The organism is Pseudomonas sp. GM30 (assembly GCF_000282275.2).
Lineage (GTDB): Bacteria > Pseudomonadota > Gammaproteobacteria > Pseudomonadales > Pseudomonadaceae > Aquipseudomonas.
Genome location: NZ_AKJP02000011.1, coordinates 344,706 through 361,907, shown reverse-complemented (window position 1 = coordinate 361,907; position 17,202 = coordinate 344,706). Strand labels below are relative to the sequence as shown.

General features: G+C 59.3%; 18 protein-coding genes. 6 read left to right on the top strand and 12 right to left on the bottom strand.

What is annotated here, in order from left to right; genetic code table 11:
- Nucleotides 1-32: 32 nt before the first annotated feature.
- Nucleotides 33-635: a peroxiredoxin gene (locus tag PMI25_RS09360; protein ID WP_007963972.1), complete on the top strand. Its 603-nt coding sequence runs from the start codon at nucleotides 33-35 to the stop codon at nucleotides 633-635.
- A gap of 75 nt (nucleotides 636-710) precedes the next feature.
- Here the strand turns inward: PMI25_RS09360 and rnt are convergent, their stop codons facing one another.
- Together rnt and pyrC are read right to left on the bottom strand one after the other, a co-directional pair.
- Nucleotides 711-1,388, bottom strand: a complete 678-nt coding sequence (rnt, locus tag PMI25_RS09355; protein ID WP_007963973.1) for a ribonuclease T — start codon at nucleotides 1,386-1,388, stop codon at nucleotides 711-713.
- Nucleotides 1,385-2,431: a dihydroorotase gene (gene pyrC / locus PMI25_RS09350; protein ID WP_007963974.1), complete on the bottom strand. Its 1,047-nt coding sequence runs from the start codon at nucleotides 2,429-2,431 to the stop codon at nucleotides 1,385-1,387. The genes rnt and pyrC overlap by 4 nt, the downstream gene beginning before the upstream one ends.
- 160 nt (nucleotides 2,432-2,591) lie before the next feature.
- On the opposite strand from pyrC, the gene PMI25_RS09345 reads away from it, so the two are divergent.
- Nucleotides 2,592-3,500 (top strand): flagellar protein MotY, encoded by a 909-nt coding sequence (locus tag PMI25_RS09345; RefSeq protein WP_007963975.1) that lies wholly within the window; start codon nucleotides 2,592-2,594, stop codon nucleotides 3,498-3,500.
- A gap of 129 nt (nucleotides 3,501-3,629) precedes the next feature.
- A complete protein-coding gene (locus PMI25_RS09340; protein WP_007963976.1) occupies nucleotides 3,630-4,847 on the top strand; it encodes an argininosuccinate synthase in 1,218 nt (405 codons plus the stop codon).
- Between the two features lie 151 nt (nucleotides 4,848-4,998).
- Here PMI25_RS09340 and PMI25_RS09335 read toward each other — a convergent pair whose 3' ends face one another.
- Nucleotides 4,999-5,706 (bottom strand): hypothetical protein, encoded by a 708-nt coding sequence (locus PMI25_RS09335; RefSeq protein WP_007963978.1) that lies wholly within the window; start codon nucleotides 5,704-5,706, stop codon nucleotides 4,999-5,001.
- 503 nt (nucleotides 5,707-6,209) lie between these two features.
- Between PMI25_RS09335 and PMI25_RS09330 the strand changes: the two genes are divergently transcribed.
- Complete coding sequence (locus PMI25_RS09330) at nucleotides 6,210-6,836, top strand: response regulator transcription factor (protein ID WP_003227711.1); 627 nt, start codon at nucleotides 6,210-6,212, stop codon at nucleotides 6,834-6,836.
- An 87-nt stretch (nucleotides 6,837-6,923) separates the two neighbouring features.
- Here the strand turns inward: PMI25_RS09330 and PMI25_RS09325 are convergent, their stop codons facing one another.
- The 8 genes from PMI25_RS09325 to metG form a co-directional block, all read right to left on the bottom strand.
- Complete coding sequence (locus PMI25_RS09325; protein WP_007963981.1) at nucleotides 6,924-7,103, bottom strand: PA3496 family putative envelope integrity protein; 180 nt, start codon at nucleotides 7,101-7,103, stop codon at nucleotides 6,924-6,926.
- A gap of 107 nt (nucleotides 7,104-7,210) precedes the next feature.
- Entirely contained in the window at nucleotides 7,211-7,849 is a 639-nt protein-coding gene (gene nth / locus PMI25_RS09320) for an endonuclease III (protein ID WP_007963983.1), read from the bottom strand.
- Nucleotides 7,846-8,427, bottom strand: a complete 582-nt coding sequence (locus PMI25_RS09315; RefSeq protein ID WP_007963985.1) for an Rnf-Nqr domain containing protein — start codon at nucleotides 8,425-8,427, stop codon at nucleotides 7,846-7,848. Before PMI25_RS09315 ends, nth begins: the two co-directional genes overlap by 4 nt.
- Entirely contained in the window at nucleotides 8,424-9,029 is a 606-nt protein-coding gene (locus PMI25_RS09310) for an RnfABCDGE type electron transport complex subunit G (protein WP_007963987.1), read from the bottom strand. Before PMI25_RS09310 ends, PMI25_RS09315 begins: the two co-directional genes overlap by 4 nt.
- Entirely contained in the window at nucleotides 9,026-10,009 is a 984-nt protein-coding gene (locus PMI25_RS09305) for an RnfABCDGE type electron transport complex subunit D (RefSeq protein WP_007963990.1), read from the bottom strand. Before PMI25_RS09305 ends, PMI25_RS09310 begins: the two co-directional genes overlap by 4 nt.
- Entirely contained in the window at nucleotides 9,996-11,210 is a 1,215-nt protein-coding gene (gene rsxB / locus PMI25_RS09300; RefSeq protein WP_007963992.1) for an electron transport complex subunit RsxB, read from the bottom strand. The genes PMI25_RS09305 and rsxB overlap by 14 nt, the downstream gene beginning before the upstream one ends.
- Complete coding sequence (locus PMI25_RS09295; protein ID WP_007963994.1) at nucleotides 11,207-11,776, bottom strand: Rnf-Nqr domain containing protein; 570 nt, start codon at nucleotides 11,774-11,776, stop codon at nucleotides 11,207-11,209. Before PMI25_RS09295 ends, rsxB begins: the two co-directional genes overlap by 4 nt.
- Nucleotides 11,777-11,908: 132 nt before the next feature.
- On the bottom strand, nucleotides 11,909-13,960 hold the full coding sequence (gene metG / locus PMI25_RS09290; protein WP_007963997.1) for a methionine--tRNA ligase: 2,052 nt from the start codon (nucleotides 13,958-13,960) through the stop codon (nucleotides 11,909-11,911).
- A 341-nt stretch (nucleotides 13,961-14,301) separates the two neighbouring features.
- Here metG and apbC point away from each other — a divergent pair, with 341 nt between their 5' ends.
- Nucleotides 14,302-15,396, top strand: a complete 1,095-nt coding sequence (gene apbC / locus PMI25_RS09285) for an iron-sulfur cluster carrier protein ApbC (protein WP_007963998.1) — start codon at nucleotides 14,302-14,304, stop codon at nucleotides 15,394-15,396.
- A gap of 93 nt (nucleotides 15,397-15,489) precedes the next feature.
- On the opposite strand, the gene PMI25_RS09280 is transcribed toward apbC, so the two are convergent.
- Nucleotides 15,490-16,248, bottom strand: a complete 759-nt coding sequence (locus tag PMI25_RS09280; protein ID WP_016773416.1) for an SDR family oxidoreductase — start codon at nucleotides 16,246-16,248, stop codon at nucleotides 15,490-15,492.
- 164 nt (nucleotides 16,249-16,412) lie between these two features.
- On the opposite strand from PMI25_RS09280, the gene PMI25_RS09275 reads away from it, so the two are divergent.
- Nucleotides 16,413-17,144 (top strand): HugZ family pyridoxamine 5'-phosphate oxidase, encoded by a 732-nt coding sequence (locus PMI25_RS09275; RefSeq protein WP_007964002.1) that lies wholly within the window; start codon nucleotides 16,413-16,415, stop codon nucleotides 17,142-17,144.
- Nucleotides 17,145-17,202 lie beyond the last annotated feature (58 nt).

Below are 17,202 nucleotides of genomic sequence, written 5' to 3'. Positions count from 1 at the left end.
CTGAACTTCAAGTTATTCACCAGGAGATATCCATGAGCGTACTCGTAGGCAAACAAGCCCCAGATTTCACCGTCCCGGCCGTACTCGGCAATGGCGAGATCGTTGACAGCTTCACCCTGTCCTCGGCCATCAAAGGCAAATACGGCCTGGTGTTCTTCTACCCACTGGACTTCACCTTCGTCTGCCCGTCCGAGCTGATCGCTCTGGACAACCGCATGGCTGACTTCAAGGCGCGTAACGTGGAAGTGGTTGCTGTGTCGATCGACTCGCACTTCACCCACAACGCCTGGCGCAACACCCCGGTCAACAACGGCGGTATCGGCCAGGTGAAATACACCATGGCCGCCGACATGAAGCACGAAATCGCCAAGGCCTACGACGTTGAGTCCGAAGGCGGCGTGGCTTTCCGTGGCGCGTTCCTGATCGACGACAAGGGCGTTGTCCGCTCGCAGATCATCAACGACCTGCCGCTGGGCCGTAACATGGAAGAGCTGATCCGTCTGGTCGACGCGCTGCAATTCCACGAAGAGCACGGCGAAGTCTGCCCTGCCAACTGGAAAAAAGGCGACAAAGGCATGAACGCTTCGCCAGAAGGCGTTGCGGCTTACCTGACCGAGAACGCTGCTGCCCTGTAAGGCGCAACGTCGCGGTACAAAAAAAACCGGCCCATGTGGCCGGTTTTTTCATGCGCGGGAAATACCCGACGAGGATCAGTCGTCGAAGTCTTCCCAGCCGCCCATCTGTTTCCAGCGGTTGACGATGCCGCAGAACAGCTCGGCGGTCTTCTCGGTGTCGTAACGCGCCGAATGCGCTTCACGGCCGTCGAAATCGATATCGGCTGCCTGACAGGCCTTGGCCAGCACGGTTTGACCGTAAGCCAGACCGGCCAGTGTCGCGGTGTCGAAGCTGGAGAACGGGTGGAACGGGTTGCGCTTCATGTCCAGACGCGCAACCGCGGCATTCAGGAAACCGAGGTCGAAGCTGCTGTTGTGGCCGACCAGGATCGCGCGCTTGCAGCCGTTGGCCTTCAGCGCCTTGCGGATGCCACGGAAGATGTCGGTCAGCGCGGTTTCTTCGCTGACGGCCATGCGCAGCGGATGATCGAGCTTGATCCCGGTGAACTCCAGTGCCGCCGCTTCGATGTTGGCGCCTTCGAACGGCTCGACACGGAAGAAGTAGGTGTGGTCCGGGTAGACGAAACCCTTTTCATCCATGGCGATGGTGGTCGCGGCAATCTCCAGCAGAGCGTCGGTGGCCGAGTTGAAGCCACCAGTCTCTACGTCGACGACAACCGGCAGGTAACCGCGAAAACGTGCTGCCATCGGGTGACGGGAACCGCCGCCGCCACCTTGACCGTCCAGTTCGTCGTCGAAATGGTCTTCACTCACGCGTGTTCCTCCAGCAGGCGCCAGCGCAGTTTTTCACCGGCGCGCAGCGGGATAACGTTCAGCTCGCCGAATGGCAGGCTGGTCGGGGCGGTCCATTCTTCACGAACCAGGGTGATGCGATCGGTGTTGGCTGGCAGGCCGTAGAAACGCGGACCGTTGAGGCTGGCGAACGCTTCGAGCTTGTCCAGTGCATTACGCTGCTCGAACGCTTCGGCATACAACTCGATAGCGGCATACGCGGTGTAGCAGCCGGCGCAGCCGCAGGCGGCTTCCTTGGCGTGCTGGGCGTGCGGTGCCGAGTCGGTACCGAGGAAGAACTTGGCGCTACCGCTGGTGGCGGCGTCAAGCAAGGCTTCCTGATGGGTATTGCGCTTGAGGATCGGCAGGCAATAGAAGTGCGGCCGGATTCCGCCGACCAGCATGTGGTTGCGGTTGTACAGCAGGTGATGCGCGGTGATGGTCGCGCCGACGTTGGCCGAAGCCTCGTTGACGAACTGCACGGCGTCGCCGGTGGTGATGTGTTCGAACACCACTTTGAGCATCGGGAAACGCTCGACCACACGGCGCATGTGCTCATCGATGAAAATCTTTTCGCGGTCGAAAACGTCGACATCGCCACGGGTGACCTCGCCGTGGATCAGCAGCGGCATGCCGACTTCGGCCATGGCCTCCAGCGCCGGGAAAATCTTGTCGATGCTGGTGACTCCGGAATCGGAGTTGGTGGTGGCGCCGGCCGGGTACAACTTGGCGGCGTGCACGAAACCGCTGGCCTTGGCCTCACGAATTTCTTCGGGCTGGGTGCGGTCGGTGAGGTACAGCACCATCAGCGGTTCGAAGCGACTGCCGGCCGGGCGGGCGGCGAGAATCCGCTGGCGATAGCCGTCGGCTTCAGCGGCGTTGCGCACCGGTGGTACCAGGTTGGGCATGATGATGGCGCGGCCAAAGGTGCGCGCCACATCGGCAACGGTATTGGTCAACACGGCACCATCGCGAAGATGAATGTGCCAGTCGTCGGGACGCAGCAGGGTCAGGCGGTCGGACATGAGGGGATTCCAGGCGGGTCAAACTGAGGGGAATGCTACCGGAAAAGACTCTTGCAGGCACTCGCTATCAAGTTTTGCAGGATCCTTCCGATATCCCGTAGGTATGCCGTAAACATAGTGTGAATCGGTCTTTGTGTTACAGAAGCCAATGGAGCCTCCCGTGCGCCAGCGATATTTAGCCTTGCTCAGTGTGTTTGCCAGCCTCCCCGCGATGGCGCTCACCTACCAGACGCGTCTGGAGAACATTGAGTGGACGGTCGAGGGCGACAAGTTCGAGTGCCGCCTGACCCAGCCGATCACCGATTTCGGCTCGGGCCAGTTCGTGCGCAAGGCCGGCGAGCAGGCGATATTCCGCCTCAATGCCTACAACGCCATGCTCGGTGGCGGCTCGGCGACCTTGCTTGCAGCAGCGGCGCCATGGCAGCCGGGGCGCAACGATATCAACCTGGGCAGCGTCAGGATCGGCACCGGCAACGTGCTGTTCAACAGCTCACAATCCCAGGCCGGCGGATTGATCAGCGGTCTGCTCGATGGTCGCAGCCCGGTGGTGCGCCGTGCGTCCGGCGATGGCCGGGTTTCGGAAGTGCGTCTGCTGCCGGTGAAGTTCAGCAAAGCGTTCAATGATTACCAGACGTGTGTGGCGAAGTTGCTGCCGCAGAATTTCGATCAGGTGAAACAATCGCAGATCGGCTTCCCCGGCGAAGGCACCGATCTGGATGCTGCCGCCAAAGCCAAGCTGCAGGTGATGCTCGAGTTCATGAAGGCCGATCCGACGGTCAATCACATCGAACTGGATGGCTATTCCGACAACAGCGGCAACCGTCTGACCAACCGTGAACTGTCGCGCCGTCGCGCGCTGGCAGTCGTCGACTTTTTCAAGGCCAACGGCATCGCCGAAGCGCAGATAACCGTGCGTTTCCATGGCGAGCAGTACCCGCTGGTGCCGAACAACAATGCGGCCAACCGGGCGAAGAATCGCCGGGTCAGCGTGAAACTCGCACGAGTGGCACCCACCACCGCGCCAGCGCCACAAGCCAGTACGCCAGCCAACGCTGCGGCGACTTCCTGACCCGGCGGTCATCGTCGCGCTCTCGACAGATTCTGTCGCTTTGTCGTCTTAAGCTGTCGCGCCTCTGTAAATTCTCGGATTTGAGCGGTAGACTCCTCGGCTTTCCGTAGAACCCCGTGGAGTGATGGCATGGCGGACGTAAACAAGGTCGTTCTGGCGTATTCCGGCGGCCTGGACACTTCGGTGATCCTCAAGTGGCTGCAGGATACTTATAACTGTGAAGTGGTGACCTTCACCGCTGACCTGGGTCAGGGCGAAGAGGTCGAGCCGGCTCGCGCCAAGGCTCAGGCCATGGGCGTCAAAGAAATCTACATCGACGACCTGCGCGAAGAATTCGTGCGTGATTTCGTGTTCCCGATGTTCCGCGCCAACACCGTTTACGAAGGCGAGTACCTGCTGGGTACTTCCATCGCACGTCCGCTGATCGCCAAACGCCTGATCGAAATCGCCAACGAAACCGGCGCCGACGCCATTTCCCATGGCGCCACCGGCAAGGGCAACGACCAGGTGCGTTTCGAACTGGGTGCCTACGCGCTCAAGCCAGGGGTGAAAGTGATTGCGCCATGGCGTGAGTGGGACCTGCTGTCGCGCGAGAAACTGATGGATTACGCCGAGAAGCACGCGATCCCGATCGAGCGTCACGGCAAGAAGAAGTCCCCGTACTCGATGGACGCCAACCTGCTGCACATCTCCTATGAAGGCGGCGTGCTGGAAGACACCTGGACCGAGCACGAAGAAGACATGTGGCGCTGGACCGTCTCCCCGGAGAAGGCTCCCGACACCCCGCAATACCTGGAACTGACCTACCGTAACGGCGACATCGTTGCGCTGGACGGCGTCGAAATGACCCCGGCCACCGTACTGGCAACGCTGAACAAGATCGGTGGGCAGCACGGTATCGGCCGTCTCGACATCGTTGAAAACCGTTATGTGGGCATGAAGTCCCGTGGCTGCTACGAAACCCCAGGCGGCACCATCATGTTGCGCGCGCACCGCGCCATCGAATCGATCACTCTGGACCGCGAAGTCGCTCACCTCAAAGACGAGCTGATGCCGAAATACGCCAGTCTGATCTACACCGGCTACTGGTGGAGCCCGGAGCGTCTGATGCTGCAACAGATGATCGACGCTTCGCAGGTCAACGTGAACGGTGTGGTTCGCCTGAAGCTGTACAAAGGCAACGTGATCGTTACCGGCCGCAAGTCCGACGATTCGCTGTTCGACGCCAACATCGCGACCTTTGAAGAAGACGGCGGCGCTTACAACCAGGCCGACGCGGCGGGCTTCATCAAGCTCAACGCGCTGCGCATGCGCATTGCCGCGAACAAAGGCCGCAAGCTGTTCTAAGCCTCGCGGACCCGTGAAGAAATGGCGGCTTGTCACAGTGACAAAGCCGCCATTTTTTTTCCTGTGTGTCCGGCCCGACTCTGGAGCGTCGGTCGGTACGGTCAATTTCAGTATTTTTTCGAATGTCCACTTCAGGCATCAACTCTGCGTTTCATACGCCTCTTAATACCGTAGTACTTTGCGCGGTCACGTTGTAGGCAATGAAAATTTTGGCACCCCCGTTTTTTTTCGATTGCTTGATAAGACTGGGGGTGATTTTTTTGAGCAAAACACCGGACGCCGAATCGGTCAAAAAAACCACCACCTTGGCCGATTGCCCGCCAAGGTGCGGGAAGTGTTCAGCCAGGATGTTGAACGCCTGCGCGCTGCTCATCGGGCGTACATCTATCGCACGCAATGTGCCCATGGGTTTGGGCAGTTGAATGTTGTGCTCAATCCAGAGGCGCTCCGTACAGGACTTGCCTGTGCCGTCCGGATAGCGACGCCCCGGATCAGTATTGTGTGCAGGCAACGTCCATTGCAAACCGTTTGAAGTTGCTGTCCCGTCTGGCGCAGCACAAGCGCCTGGTGTAGGCGCACACGGTGTGGGTTCGGCCGGTTTCAACTCGTCAAAGACTTGCAGAAAACTATCGTCATTGTCGAAGTCCGAGGGGGCATACAATGATCGGTAGTTGAAATTGAGCGTTAAAAAAAATAGCAGCAGCAAGTAAAACGGGAAGCTGATCAGGAACCAGACATAAACTTCTCTTTCGTCGCTATCAAGAAAGGGTAAGGAGATGGCTGCCGATGACTCGGAAATAAATGCAAATATCGTAATTACAGTCATGGGGTTGGTTATTCTCTTTCTGATTTTTATCATGGCGTTTGCTCATTAAGTGTGTATTCCATTGTGTTTGTTGAATGGTTTTTGTATGGGTGAGGTCTTGCGTTTGATGCTCTTTTTTATATTAAAAGAAATCCGTTGGGTAGAAGTATCTTGTTTCAGACGTTGATTTGTTAAAGTGTGCAGATGGTTTTTTCTATCTTCTTGGCAATTGATTGGTTATCTGATTTTTTCAGGGTGTCGTTAATGCGCAGTCATGCAATGACGGCGCTTTTTCAGACTTTTGCTGGGCGTGCCACTCGGAGGCGTCGCCAGGCATGGCCTCAAGGGCGTAGTATTTTTCACGTCGAAGTCGCTATCAGAGAAACAGTTGGCGCACGCCAATATCATCGGTGTCAGGTTTTTTGTAGGAATAATCTTTTTTTGTTGTAGGGAATGTCTTTGGCTGGGAGTGCGATGGAACTCTCTTGTGCCATGTCGGAAGTGACTAGGCTATTGTGCGGATTCTAAAAATTCGAACAGCGAAACTGGACTTGCCCATGAATAAAGTGCTGATCGTGGATGATCACCCCGTCATTCGTCTTGCTGTGCGTATGCTGATGGAACGTCATGGCTACGAAGTTATTGCCGAAACAGATAATGGCGTGGACGCGTTACAACTTGCTCGTGAACAGATGCCGGATATCGTTATTCTGGATATTGGAATTCCCAAGCTTGACGGCCTGGAAGTTATCGCGCGTCTGAACTCGACACCGATGCCCTTGAAAGTTCTGGTGCTGACTTCCCAGGCACCGGGACATTTTTCGATGCGCTGCATGCAGTCGGGTGCGGCGGGATATGTCTGTAAACAACAGGATCTGACTGAATTGCTCAGTGCGATCAAAGCCGTACTGTCCGGGTACAGCTATTTTCCAAACCAGGCCCTGCATACTGTGCGGACCAGTCTGGGCAATGCCAGTGAAGCCGATATGGTGGACCGTCTTTCCGGCCGGGAAATGATGGTGTTGCAGCAATTGGCGCGGGGCAAGACCAACAAGGAAATTGCCGACGGCATGTTTCTCAGCAACAAGACGGTCAGCACGTACAAGACGCGTCTGTTATTGAAGCTCAATGCCCGGTCGCTGGTGGATCTGATTGAGTTGGCGCAACGTAACGGACTGGTCTGATGATCCTGATTGCCGAGGAATCATGGGCCACTCAGTGTCGGATTTCCCAGACAGTAAAAAGCCTCCGGTTCGGGAGGCTTTCAAGTGTCAGAGGTCAAAATCGTAATCAGCCAATTGCTTTTGCAGTCGGCGCTCCTCAAGCAGGTTATCGATGGTGCGACGTTTGCTCAGATTGGTCTTGGCAACCTCGACCACCGGTTCGGCGTCTTCGGTTTCCACAGCGGTAAAATCGTCATCTACGTCCAGTTGTTCTTTGCTGTCAGTCATAAGGTGAACTCCAGGCTAAGACTGCCTTTGGCGCTCCTTATATCGATATTCCTGCTGCGGGTAAAAAAGATTTTTTCAATCGACGAATCAATTATTCCAATAGCCAATCAATCGTCCGAAGTTTTGTGTTTGTACTCGCACAAATCTTCGATCCGGCAGCTGCCACAGCGGGGCTTGCGCGCCAGACACACATAGCGACCGTGCAGAATCAGCCAGTGGTGAGAATCCAGCAGGTAGTCTTTTGGCACAAACTTCATCAGCTTGTTTTCCACTTCAACCACATTTTTACCCGGTGCAATGCCGGTGCGGTTGCTCACGCGAAAAATGTGCGTGTCGACCGCCATGGTCAACTGACGGAAAGCGGTATTGAGGACCACGTTGGCCGTCTTGCGGCCGACGCCGGGCAGCGCTTCCAGTTCTTCGCGCGTGTGCGGGACTTCGCCATTGTGCAGCTCGACCAGCATGCGGCAGGTCTCGATCACGTTTTTCGCTTTGCTGTTATAGAGGCCGATGGTCTTGATGTATTCGGACAGTCCTTCGACGCCCAGCGCGTGGATCGCTGCCGGGGTATTGGCCACCGGAAACAGTTTGGCCGTGGCCTTGTTGACGCCGACGTCGGTTGATTGCGCAGAAAGAATGACCGCAATCAACAACTCGAACGGCGAGGAATAGGCCAGTTCGGTCTTCGGCTCGGGATTGTCCTCATGAAGTCTGCGGAAGATTTCCAGACGTTTTGCGGCATTCATGGATGATGTGTTTCCTTGGAGATAGCGTTCGAGCGGGTCCAGGCCTGGCGGGCGGCGAGCAGTAGTCCGAGCAGGATGAAGGCGCCGGGAACCAGGGTGAGCAAGTGCAGTCCGTCGCTGAACAGAATCAGGCCTTGCCAGTGCTCAGACAGGCCACGGCCGATGTGGCCTTGACCGAACAGTTCACGCAGTACCGCCAGCGCGAGTAGCAGTGCGCTCGACAGGCCAAAAAACTTCAGGCATTCGGTCAGCGCCTGACGAAAGAATCCATTGTATTCCAGCACCACACACTGCAAGGCGATCAGCCCGGCATAGATCCCGAGTGACTGCTGCCACTGCAACGCCCAGCGCTGCGCGAGGATATTGGAGCAACTGGTCAAGGTGGCGGCCAGCAGCAGACTGGCGAGTATCAGGTTGCTGTCAGACAGTCGCGAGCGCAATGGAGCGATACATACGCCGTAAACCGCCACGACGGCGCCCGACATCAGCAGCATGCCCAGTGCGCCAGCCAGTGTCGTACTGGTGCCAAGTAGCAGAACCAGCAGCAAGGCATTCGTCAGGTTCACCGGTTGGTTCATGATCCGCTCCCGAGCAAGGTTGCACGCTGCTCATCAAAGTAGCGCAGGGCGTCATGGATGGCATTGACGGTGGCCCGGGATGTAATGGTGGCTCCCGCCAGTTGATCGAACTGTCCCTGATCTTTTTTCAGTGCCCAGCCTGCGTCGTCAGGTGCATTGCGCGACTTGCCGGTAAATGTCGCCAACCAGGGGTTCGGCCAGTCGCCGATAAGTCCGCCGAGCGCCGGCGTTTCGTTGTGCCGCAGGGTTTTTACCCCCAGCAGTCTGCCGTTGGCATCAATGACGATCAGCAGTTCGATAACGTCGGCATAGCCCTCGGTTTGCGAGCGCAACAACACTGCCACCGGCTGCCCGAGTCTGGTAGCGCGATAGCCTGCCAGCAGGGTGCTGTGGCTCAACGTCATATCAGTCAACGCCAGCGGCTTTTCCAGTGGCTGGTTGTCGTAGGCATCGGCTGCGAGTACATCCAGCAGCTTGCGGCTGTCGAGCAGGCGTTGCTCTCTGGCAATCTGCGGCGCACTGGCGCGCTGCACCACATAAGTCAGGCCGAGACCGGCACCGGCCAGCAGCACAAGCGTCACCATAGAAACCGCACGGTTCATGATTGCACCTGTGTCTGGCGGGCAGCGGCAAAACGTTCCAGAGCCGGTACACACAGATTCATCAGCAACACCGCAAACGCAACACCGTCCGGGTAGCCGCCCCAGGTGCGGATCAGGTAGGTCAGCAAGCCGACACCCACGCCGAACAGCAGTCGGGCCAACGCACTTTTGGCGCCGGATACTGGTTCGGTAATGATGAAAAATGCACCGAGCATGGTTGCGCCGCTCAGTAGATGAAAAAGCGGTGAGCCGTGGGAATCAGAACCCGAACCGTTCCAGCAGAGCAGGCTGACGACAATCAGGCTGGCCAGCATGCCAACTGGCGCTTGCCAGGCAATCACCCGGCGCTGCAATAAAACCAGTCCACCGGCGAGAAACGCCAGATTGATCCACTCCACACCGCGTCCACCGAAACGCCCGAACGCCGGATTGGCCGCGAACAATTCATCGATGGTCAGGCTTTTGTTGATGCGCAGGCTGTCCAGCGCGGTGGCCTGAACCCAGGCGTCCGGCGCCTGGCCCAGATTCAAGACTTGCGCAAAAGCGGCCTGCAGATTCATGCCATGCGCCGGCCAGTGGGTCATCGGTTGCGGGAACAGCAGCATTGCCAGGGCGAAACCGAGCATGGCCGGGTTGAACGGGTTCTTGCCGACGCCACCGTACAAATGCTTGCCGAACAGCAGCCCCGAAGCCACCGCACTAACGGTCAGCCACCACGGGCAATACGGCGGCAGCGCAGCGGCCAGCAGTGCCGCGCTGACCAGTGCGCTACCATCACTGAGCGTTGGTTGCAAAGGTTGTCGGCGCAGGCGGGCGACGCCAGCCTCGATCAGCAGCGCGGTGCTCGCCGCCAGGATCAGGTTGATCAACACGCCCCAGCCGTAAAACCAGAACAACGCCAACAGCCCCGGCAGCGTGGCCAGCAACACCCGCTTCATCGCCTGTTGCAGGCGATCATCCGGTGCTTCACGGGACGACATGATCTTGCACCTGCCGCTCGGCGTCTTGCAGGCGCGCGCGGGCCTTGTCGAGGATGTCGTCCGGCGTGTCGGCGCGGCGCTCGAGTTTGCTCAGGTCGGCACGGGCGTAGGCCAGTTCGGTTTTCAACTGACGGAGCTGGCTGTCGATCGGACGTTTTTCCACACGCATCAGATCCGGTACAGCCTGCTCGCTCGAGGCTTCGGCAGCGTGAAGGGCTTGCTCGGCATCACGCAAGGCCTGTTCCAGCGTGGCGATCTGTTCCGGCGGCGCCTCGGCAGTCTGAGCCTTTTTCAGTTCGGCGCGGCGCATGGCCAACTGGATTTTCGCCCGCTTCAGGTCGGCGTCTTTCGCCGGAGCCGGGGCCGCAGCGGCTGGAGCGGTGGCGGCGCTGCTTTCGAGTTTCGCCAACGCCTGTTCGGCGGCTTCAAACTGCTGTTGCAACACGATCAGTTGCGATTGCTGTTCGAAGGTCGGCGGATGGCCGAAGGCTTTCAGCGATTTGTGCAATTGCGCGCGGCTCATGGCGACATTGATCTTGGCTTTCTTCAATGCCGCGTCGGCGGTTGCGGCTTTCTGCGCGCGCACCCGTTCCAGAGCGGCCTGCACCGGATCGAGAGTGGCCACCGCCGGTTGCGCTGCGCGCTGCGCCCGGGCTTCGCGCTCAGCCTGTTTCTGTTGTTCTTCGCGCTGCAGGCGGGCATTGCGGCGTTCAAAACGCTGGCGTGCATGATCGCGTTTGGCGGCGCGTGCGCGCTGTTCTTCAAGGCTGGATGCCAGGCCACCGACCACCGGCAATGTGCCGAGCGGCAGTGGATGCATCTCGATGCAGTCCACCGGGCACGGCGCCACGCACAGGTCGCAACCGGTGCATTCGTCGATCAGTACGGTGTGCATCAGTTTCGCCGCGCCGACGATGGCGTCGATCGGGCAGGCCTGGATGCACTTGGTACAGCCGATACACTCGGCCTCGCGAATGTACGCCACTTGTGGCGGTGCCGAGCCACGGCTGACGTCCAGCTCCAGCACCGGCACGTTCAACAGTTCTGCCAGGGCGGCGACGGTTTCGTCACCGCCGGGCGGGCACTTGTTGATCGGTTCGCCATCGACGATGCCTTGCGCATAGGGCTTGCACCCGGGGTGGCCGCATTTGCCGCATTGGGTCTGCGGCAGGAGGGCATCGATGAGTTGAATCAGACTCATGTTTTGATCAGTCCACTGAATCCGAGAAAAATCACTGCGATCAGTCCGGCGCCGATCAGGTCGATCGGCAAGCCGCGAAAGGGCAGGGGAATGTCATTGTCAGCCGTGCGTTCACGCAAGTCGCTGAACAGGCTCAGCACCAGCCAGAAACCCAGCCCGGCCCCCAGGCTCAGCGCCGTTGCCTGCAGCAGGCCACGATCATTGTGTGCATTGATCAAGGCCAGCCCCAGCACGCCGGCATTGCCCAGCAACAACGGCCATAGCCCGGCGAAGGGCCAGTCAGGCAGTGCGCGAGTCAGCAACTTCAGCAGCGGTGCGATCAGCAGCACGCTGAGCGGCAGGAACACAAACAGCTGCAGGGCCTGCAGTTGCAGCGGCACCAGTAGCCAGTGCCAGAGCACATAACCGATGAAGCCGACGCTCAGCATCAGGCACGCCGTCGCCAGCCCTAGCGCATGCACCTGGCGCCGACTGCCGGCCAGCAACGGATCGACGCCCAGCGGCCAGTGCAACACGAAGTTGTTGAGCAGGGCGGCACTGATCAGCGTAAGCGCAAGTTCGGTCATGGTTCTGCCGGCAGCAACGGGCGGGTGTCATTCAAGGTTAGGCATTATCCGGCACCCGTGAAGGGTGGGCCAGATATGAAAAATCCCACAGGCCTGCGGAACATGCCTGTGGGATCGCTTTACCGCTGGGCCTTACTTGATGCGTTGACCCGGCTTGGCGCCGCTGTCCGGGCTCAGCAGGTAGATTTCTTCACCGCCAGGGCCGGCCGCCATCACCATGCCTTCGGAAATGCCGAACTTCATTTTCCGTGGCTTGAGGTTGGCGATCATCATGGTCAGGCGACCGTCGAGTTTCGACGGGTCCGGGTAGGCGCTCTTGATTCCCGAGAACACGTTGCGCTGCTCGTCACCGATGTCCAGGGTCAGGCGCAGCAACTTGTCGGCGCCCTCCACGTGTTCGGCCTTGACGATCAGCGCGACGCGCAGGTCGACGGCTGCGAAGGTGTCGAAGTCGATTTCCGGCGACAGCGGATCCTTGGCCAATTCGCCATTGCCGACCGGGGCGGTTGCACCGGTGTCGGTCTGGCTGGCGGTCAGGTCTTCTTTCGAGGCGTCGGTCATGGCTTGCACTTTTACCGGGTCGATGCGGGTCATCAACGGCTTGAATTCGTTCAGCTGATGGTTGGCCAGCAGCGTGGTGTGGTCGTTCCAGGTCAATGGGGCGACGTTGAGGAATGCCTCGGCGTCGGCGGCCAGCAGCGGCAGCACCGGTTTGAGGAAGATCACCAACTGGCGGAACAGGTTGATGCCGGTGGCGCAGATCGCCTGGACTTCATCCTGCTTGCCTTCCTGCTTGTTCAACGACCAGGGGGCCTTGTCGGCGATCCAGGCGTTGGCGCGATCGGCCAGGGCCATGGTTTCACGCATGGCGCGGGCGAAGTCGCGGGCCTCATAGGCGTCGGCAATGCTTGGCGCGGCAGCGAGGAACGCTTCGGTCAGCTCTGGCGCGGCATTGTTGTCGACCAGCAGGCCGCCGTTGCCTTTGTGGATGAAACCGGCGCAACGGCTGGCGATGTTGACCACTTTACCGACCAGGTCGGAGTTGACCTTCTGCACGAAGTCTTCGAGGTTCAGGTCGAGGTCGTCGACGCCACGGCCCAGTTTGGCTGCGTAGTAGTAGCGCAGGTATTCCGGCGACAGGTGATCGAGATAGGTGCGGGCCTTGATGAAGGTGCCACGGGACTTGGACATCTTCTGGCCGTTGACGGTCAGGTAGCCGTGCACGTTGATCCCGGTCGGCTTGCGGAAACCGGCGCCTTCGAGCATGGCGGGCCAGAACAGCGCGTGGAAGTTGACGATGTCCTTGCCGATGAAGTGGTACAGCTCGGCGGTGGAGTCCTTGCCCCAGAACGCGTCGAAGTCCAGCTCCGGCGTGCGGTTGCAGAGGTTCTTGAAACTGGCCATGTAGCCGATCGGCGCGTCCAGCCACACGTAGAAATACTTGCCCGGCTCGTCCGGGATCTCGAAACCGAAGTACGGCGCATCGCGGGAGATGTCCCACTGTTGCAGGCCGGCGTCCAGCCACTCGGCGATCTTGTTCGCGACGGCGTCCTGCAGGGTGCCGCTGCGGGTCCAGGTCTGCAGCATCTGCTGGAAGTCCGGGAGCTTGAAGAAGAAGTGCTGGGAATCCTTGAGCACCGGAGTGGCGCCGGAGATCGCCGACTTCGGATCCTTCAGATCGGTCGGAGCGTAGGTCGCACCGCATTTTTCGCAGTTGTCGCCGTACTGGTCTTCGGTGCCGCATTTCGGGCAGGTGCCCTTGATGAAGCGGTCGGCCAGGAACATTTTCTTTTCCGGGTCGAAATACTGAGTGATCGAGCGCTGGGCAATGTGCCCGGCATCACGCAGTTTCAGGTAGATCTGGCTCGACAGCTCACGGTTTTCTTCGGCGTGAGTGGAGTGGAAATTGTCGAAATCGACCAGGAACTCGGCAAAGTCGGCGCTGTGTTCAGCCTGCACGTTGGCGATCAGTTGTTCCGGGGTGATGCCTTCCTTTTCCGCGCGCAGCATGATCGCCGAACCGTGGGCGTCGTCGGCGCAGACATAAATGCATTGATTGCCGCGATGCTTCTGGAAGCGCACCCACATATCGGTCTGGATGTATTCCAGCATATGGCCAAGGTGAATCGAACCGTTGGCGTAGGGCAGGGCGCTGGTGACGAGGATCTTGCGTGGTTCGGACATGTGGGGCTTCGCTACTTGATGAAACGGAGGTCGGCCACTATAAAGCGCTGGCGCATATTTTTCACCCTGTGCACCTGTTTCCGGATGCGGCCACTGCAATAACCGGATGGACTGACTGCATTACATTGTGGCGAGGGAGCTTGCTCCCGCTGGGTGGCGAAGCCGCCCCATCCGGCAATGGCAGATAGACCAGATCAATCGGATCGCGACTGCTGCGCAGTCGAGCGGGAGCAAGCTCCCTCGCCACAAAGTCGAATCAACGCATAAATCGCCTGACCACGAATCAATCTGCGGGGTACGATACCCGCCATCTTTTCCCAGTCTTGTTATCGGAGTTGCCCATGAGTGCCGTCACTCGCGCAGCGGTGGAAGCCGTCCTCAGCCAGTACACCGACCCTTATATGAATCAGGATCCGGTCAGCGCCGGTTGCGTGAAGCACATCGAGATCGATGGCGATCGCGTCAGGGTTCAGCTGGAAATCGGTTATGCCGCGGGTCTGTTCAAGAGCGGCTGGGCGCAATTGTTGCAGCTGGCCATCGAAAGTCTCGACGGCGTGGTTTCGGCCAAGGTTGAAGTCAACAGCGTAATCGCCGCACACAAGGCCCAGGCCCAGATCCCGGGCCTGGCCAACGTCAAGAACGTGGTCGCCGTGGCTTCGGGCAAGGGCGGTGTGGGCAAGTCGACCACCGCGGCCAACCTCGCGCTGGCGCTGGCCCGTGAAGGCGCCAAGGTCGGCATTCTCGACGCCGACATCTATGGCCCGAGCCAGGGCATCATGTTCGGCATCCCCGAGCGCACCCGCCCCGAGGTCAAGGATCAGAAGTGGTTCGTGCCGCTCAAGGCCCACGGCGTGGAAGTCATGTCGATGGCGTTCCTGACCGACGACAACACGCCGATGGTCTGGCGCGGGCCGATGGTCTCCGGCGCACTGCTGCAACTGGTCACGCAAACCGCGTGGGGCGACCTGGATTATCTGGTGATCGACATGCCGCCAGGTACCGGCGACATCCAGTTGACCCTGGCGCAGAAAGTCCCGGTGGCCGGTGCGGTGATCGTCACCACGCCGCAGGATCTGGCGCTGCTGGACGCGCGCAAAGGCGTGGAAATGTTCCGCAAGGTCAACATTCCGGTGCTGGGCGTGGTGGAAAACATGGCCGTGCACATCTGCTCGAACTGCGGACATGCCGAGCATCTGTTCGGTGAGGGCGGTGGCGAGAAGCTGGCGACCCAATATGGCGTCGAACTGCTGGCCTCGCTGCCGCTGTCGATGCTGATTCGCGAGCAGGCCGATGGCGGCAAGCCAACGGTGATCGCCGAACCGGACAGCCAGATTGCCATGGTCTATCAGGAACTGGCCCGCCACGTCGGCGCGCGCATTGTGTTGCAGGAAGCGGCGACACCGGCGATGCCGAACATCAGCATCAGTGACGATTGATCGGCGTCGTCCATTAAAAGATCGCAGCCTTCGGCAGCTCCTACAGTTATCCCATGTAGGAGCTGCCGCAGGCTGCGATCTTTTGATCTTGCTTTAGATGCGCAACCCGCCATCCATCTCCAGAATCCGCCCGGTGTAGTAGTCGTTCTCGAAGATATACGCCGCCGAATGGGCGATCTCTTCCGGCTTGCCCATGCGCTTGAGCGGGATACCCGAGGTCATCTTCTCCAGCGCTTCCGGCTTCATGCCCAGGGTCATCTCGGTTTCGATGAAGCCCGGTGCAATGCCCGCCACGCGAATGCCGTAACGCGCCAGTTCCTTGGCCCAGGTCACGGTGGCGGCGGCCACGCCAGCCTTGGCGGCGGAATAGTTGGTCTGGCCGACGTTACCGGCACGGGAGATCGACGAGATGTTGATGATCGCGCCGCTGTTCTTCAGCTCGACCATTTTCGCCGCCACTTCACGGGTGCACAGGAACACGCCGGTCAGGTTGACGTCGATGACCGCCTGCCACTGGGCCAGGCTCATCTTGGTCATTTCGCCATCCTTGACCTTCAGCAGCAGGCCATCCCGCAGGATCCCGGCGTTGTTGATCAGGCCATGAATCGCGCCGAAGTCTTCGGCGACCTGGGCAACCATGTGCTCGACCTGTTCTTCGTTGGCCACGTTGCACAGATAGCTGCGCGCCTCGACGCCTTTGGCCTTGCAGGCTGCGACCGCGTCATCGAGTTTTTCCTGATTGAGGTCGACCAGCGCCAGTTTCGCGCCTTTGCCGGCGAAATACTCGGCCATGGAACGGCCCAAACCCTGGCAACCGCCGGTGATAATGATTACTTTGTCGTTGAGTTGCATTCGCATGCCCCGATAGCCGGTCTGAGTGGTTTTTGTTATTGGCGACGCTCGATCCGTACCGGTGATGGCCGGATTGCACATGAGCATTGCCCGATGGCGTGACCGGGACTTATCCCCAGGCGCCTGTCCGTTTTTTCGACGGATTCTATTTAAGGAGTCATAAATTGAGCGTTGAAGCGGCCAAGAATGCCCGAGAATTGCTTCTCAAGGAATACCGTGGCGTATTGTCCACCCACTCCAAATCGATGCCCGGTTTCCCGTTCGGCTCAGTGGTGCCGTACTGCCTGGACGAGCAGGGCCGCCCGCTGATCCTGATCAGCCGCATCGCCCAGCACACCCACAACCTGCAGAAAGATCCGAAGTGTTCGCTGCTGGTGGGCGAACGCGAGGCCGACGACGTGCAGGCCGTTGGTCGCCTGACCTGTCTGGCCGAGGCACAAAAACTCGAAGACCCGGCTGCCATCGAAGCCGCCGCCGAGCGCTACTACCGTTATTTCCCCGACTCGCAGAACTACCACAAGGCCCACGACTTTGATTTCTGGATGCTCAACCCGGTGCGTCACCGCTACATCGGCGGTTTCGGCGCGATTCACTGGATCGATCAGCTGACCCTGGCCAACCCGTTTGCCGGCAAGGCCGAGATCAGCATGGTCGAGCACATGAACAGCGATCACGCCAAAGCCATCGCGCATTACGTGGAACTCAGCGGTTTGCCGAAAACCGTACCGGCGCAACTGGCCGGAATCGACAGCGAAGGCATGCACCTGCGCATCGGTCAGGCGCTGTACTGGCTGCCGTTTCAAGCGGCTTGTCATACGCCGATACAAGTGCGCGAAGCCTTGGTTTCTCTGGCTCGCGCCGAGGTCTGGCCAAAAAATGCGGTGGCCGACGCTTGAATTCACGAAAGGGCGACGTCATCTAAGGCTTACTGCAAGGCATTTCTTGCGTTGAGGA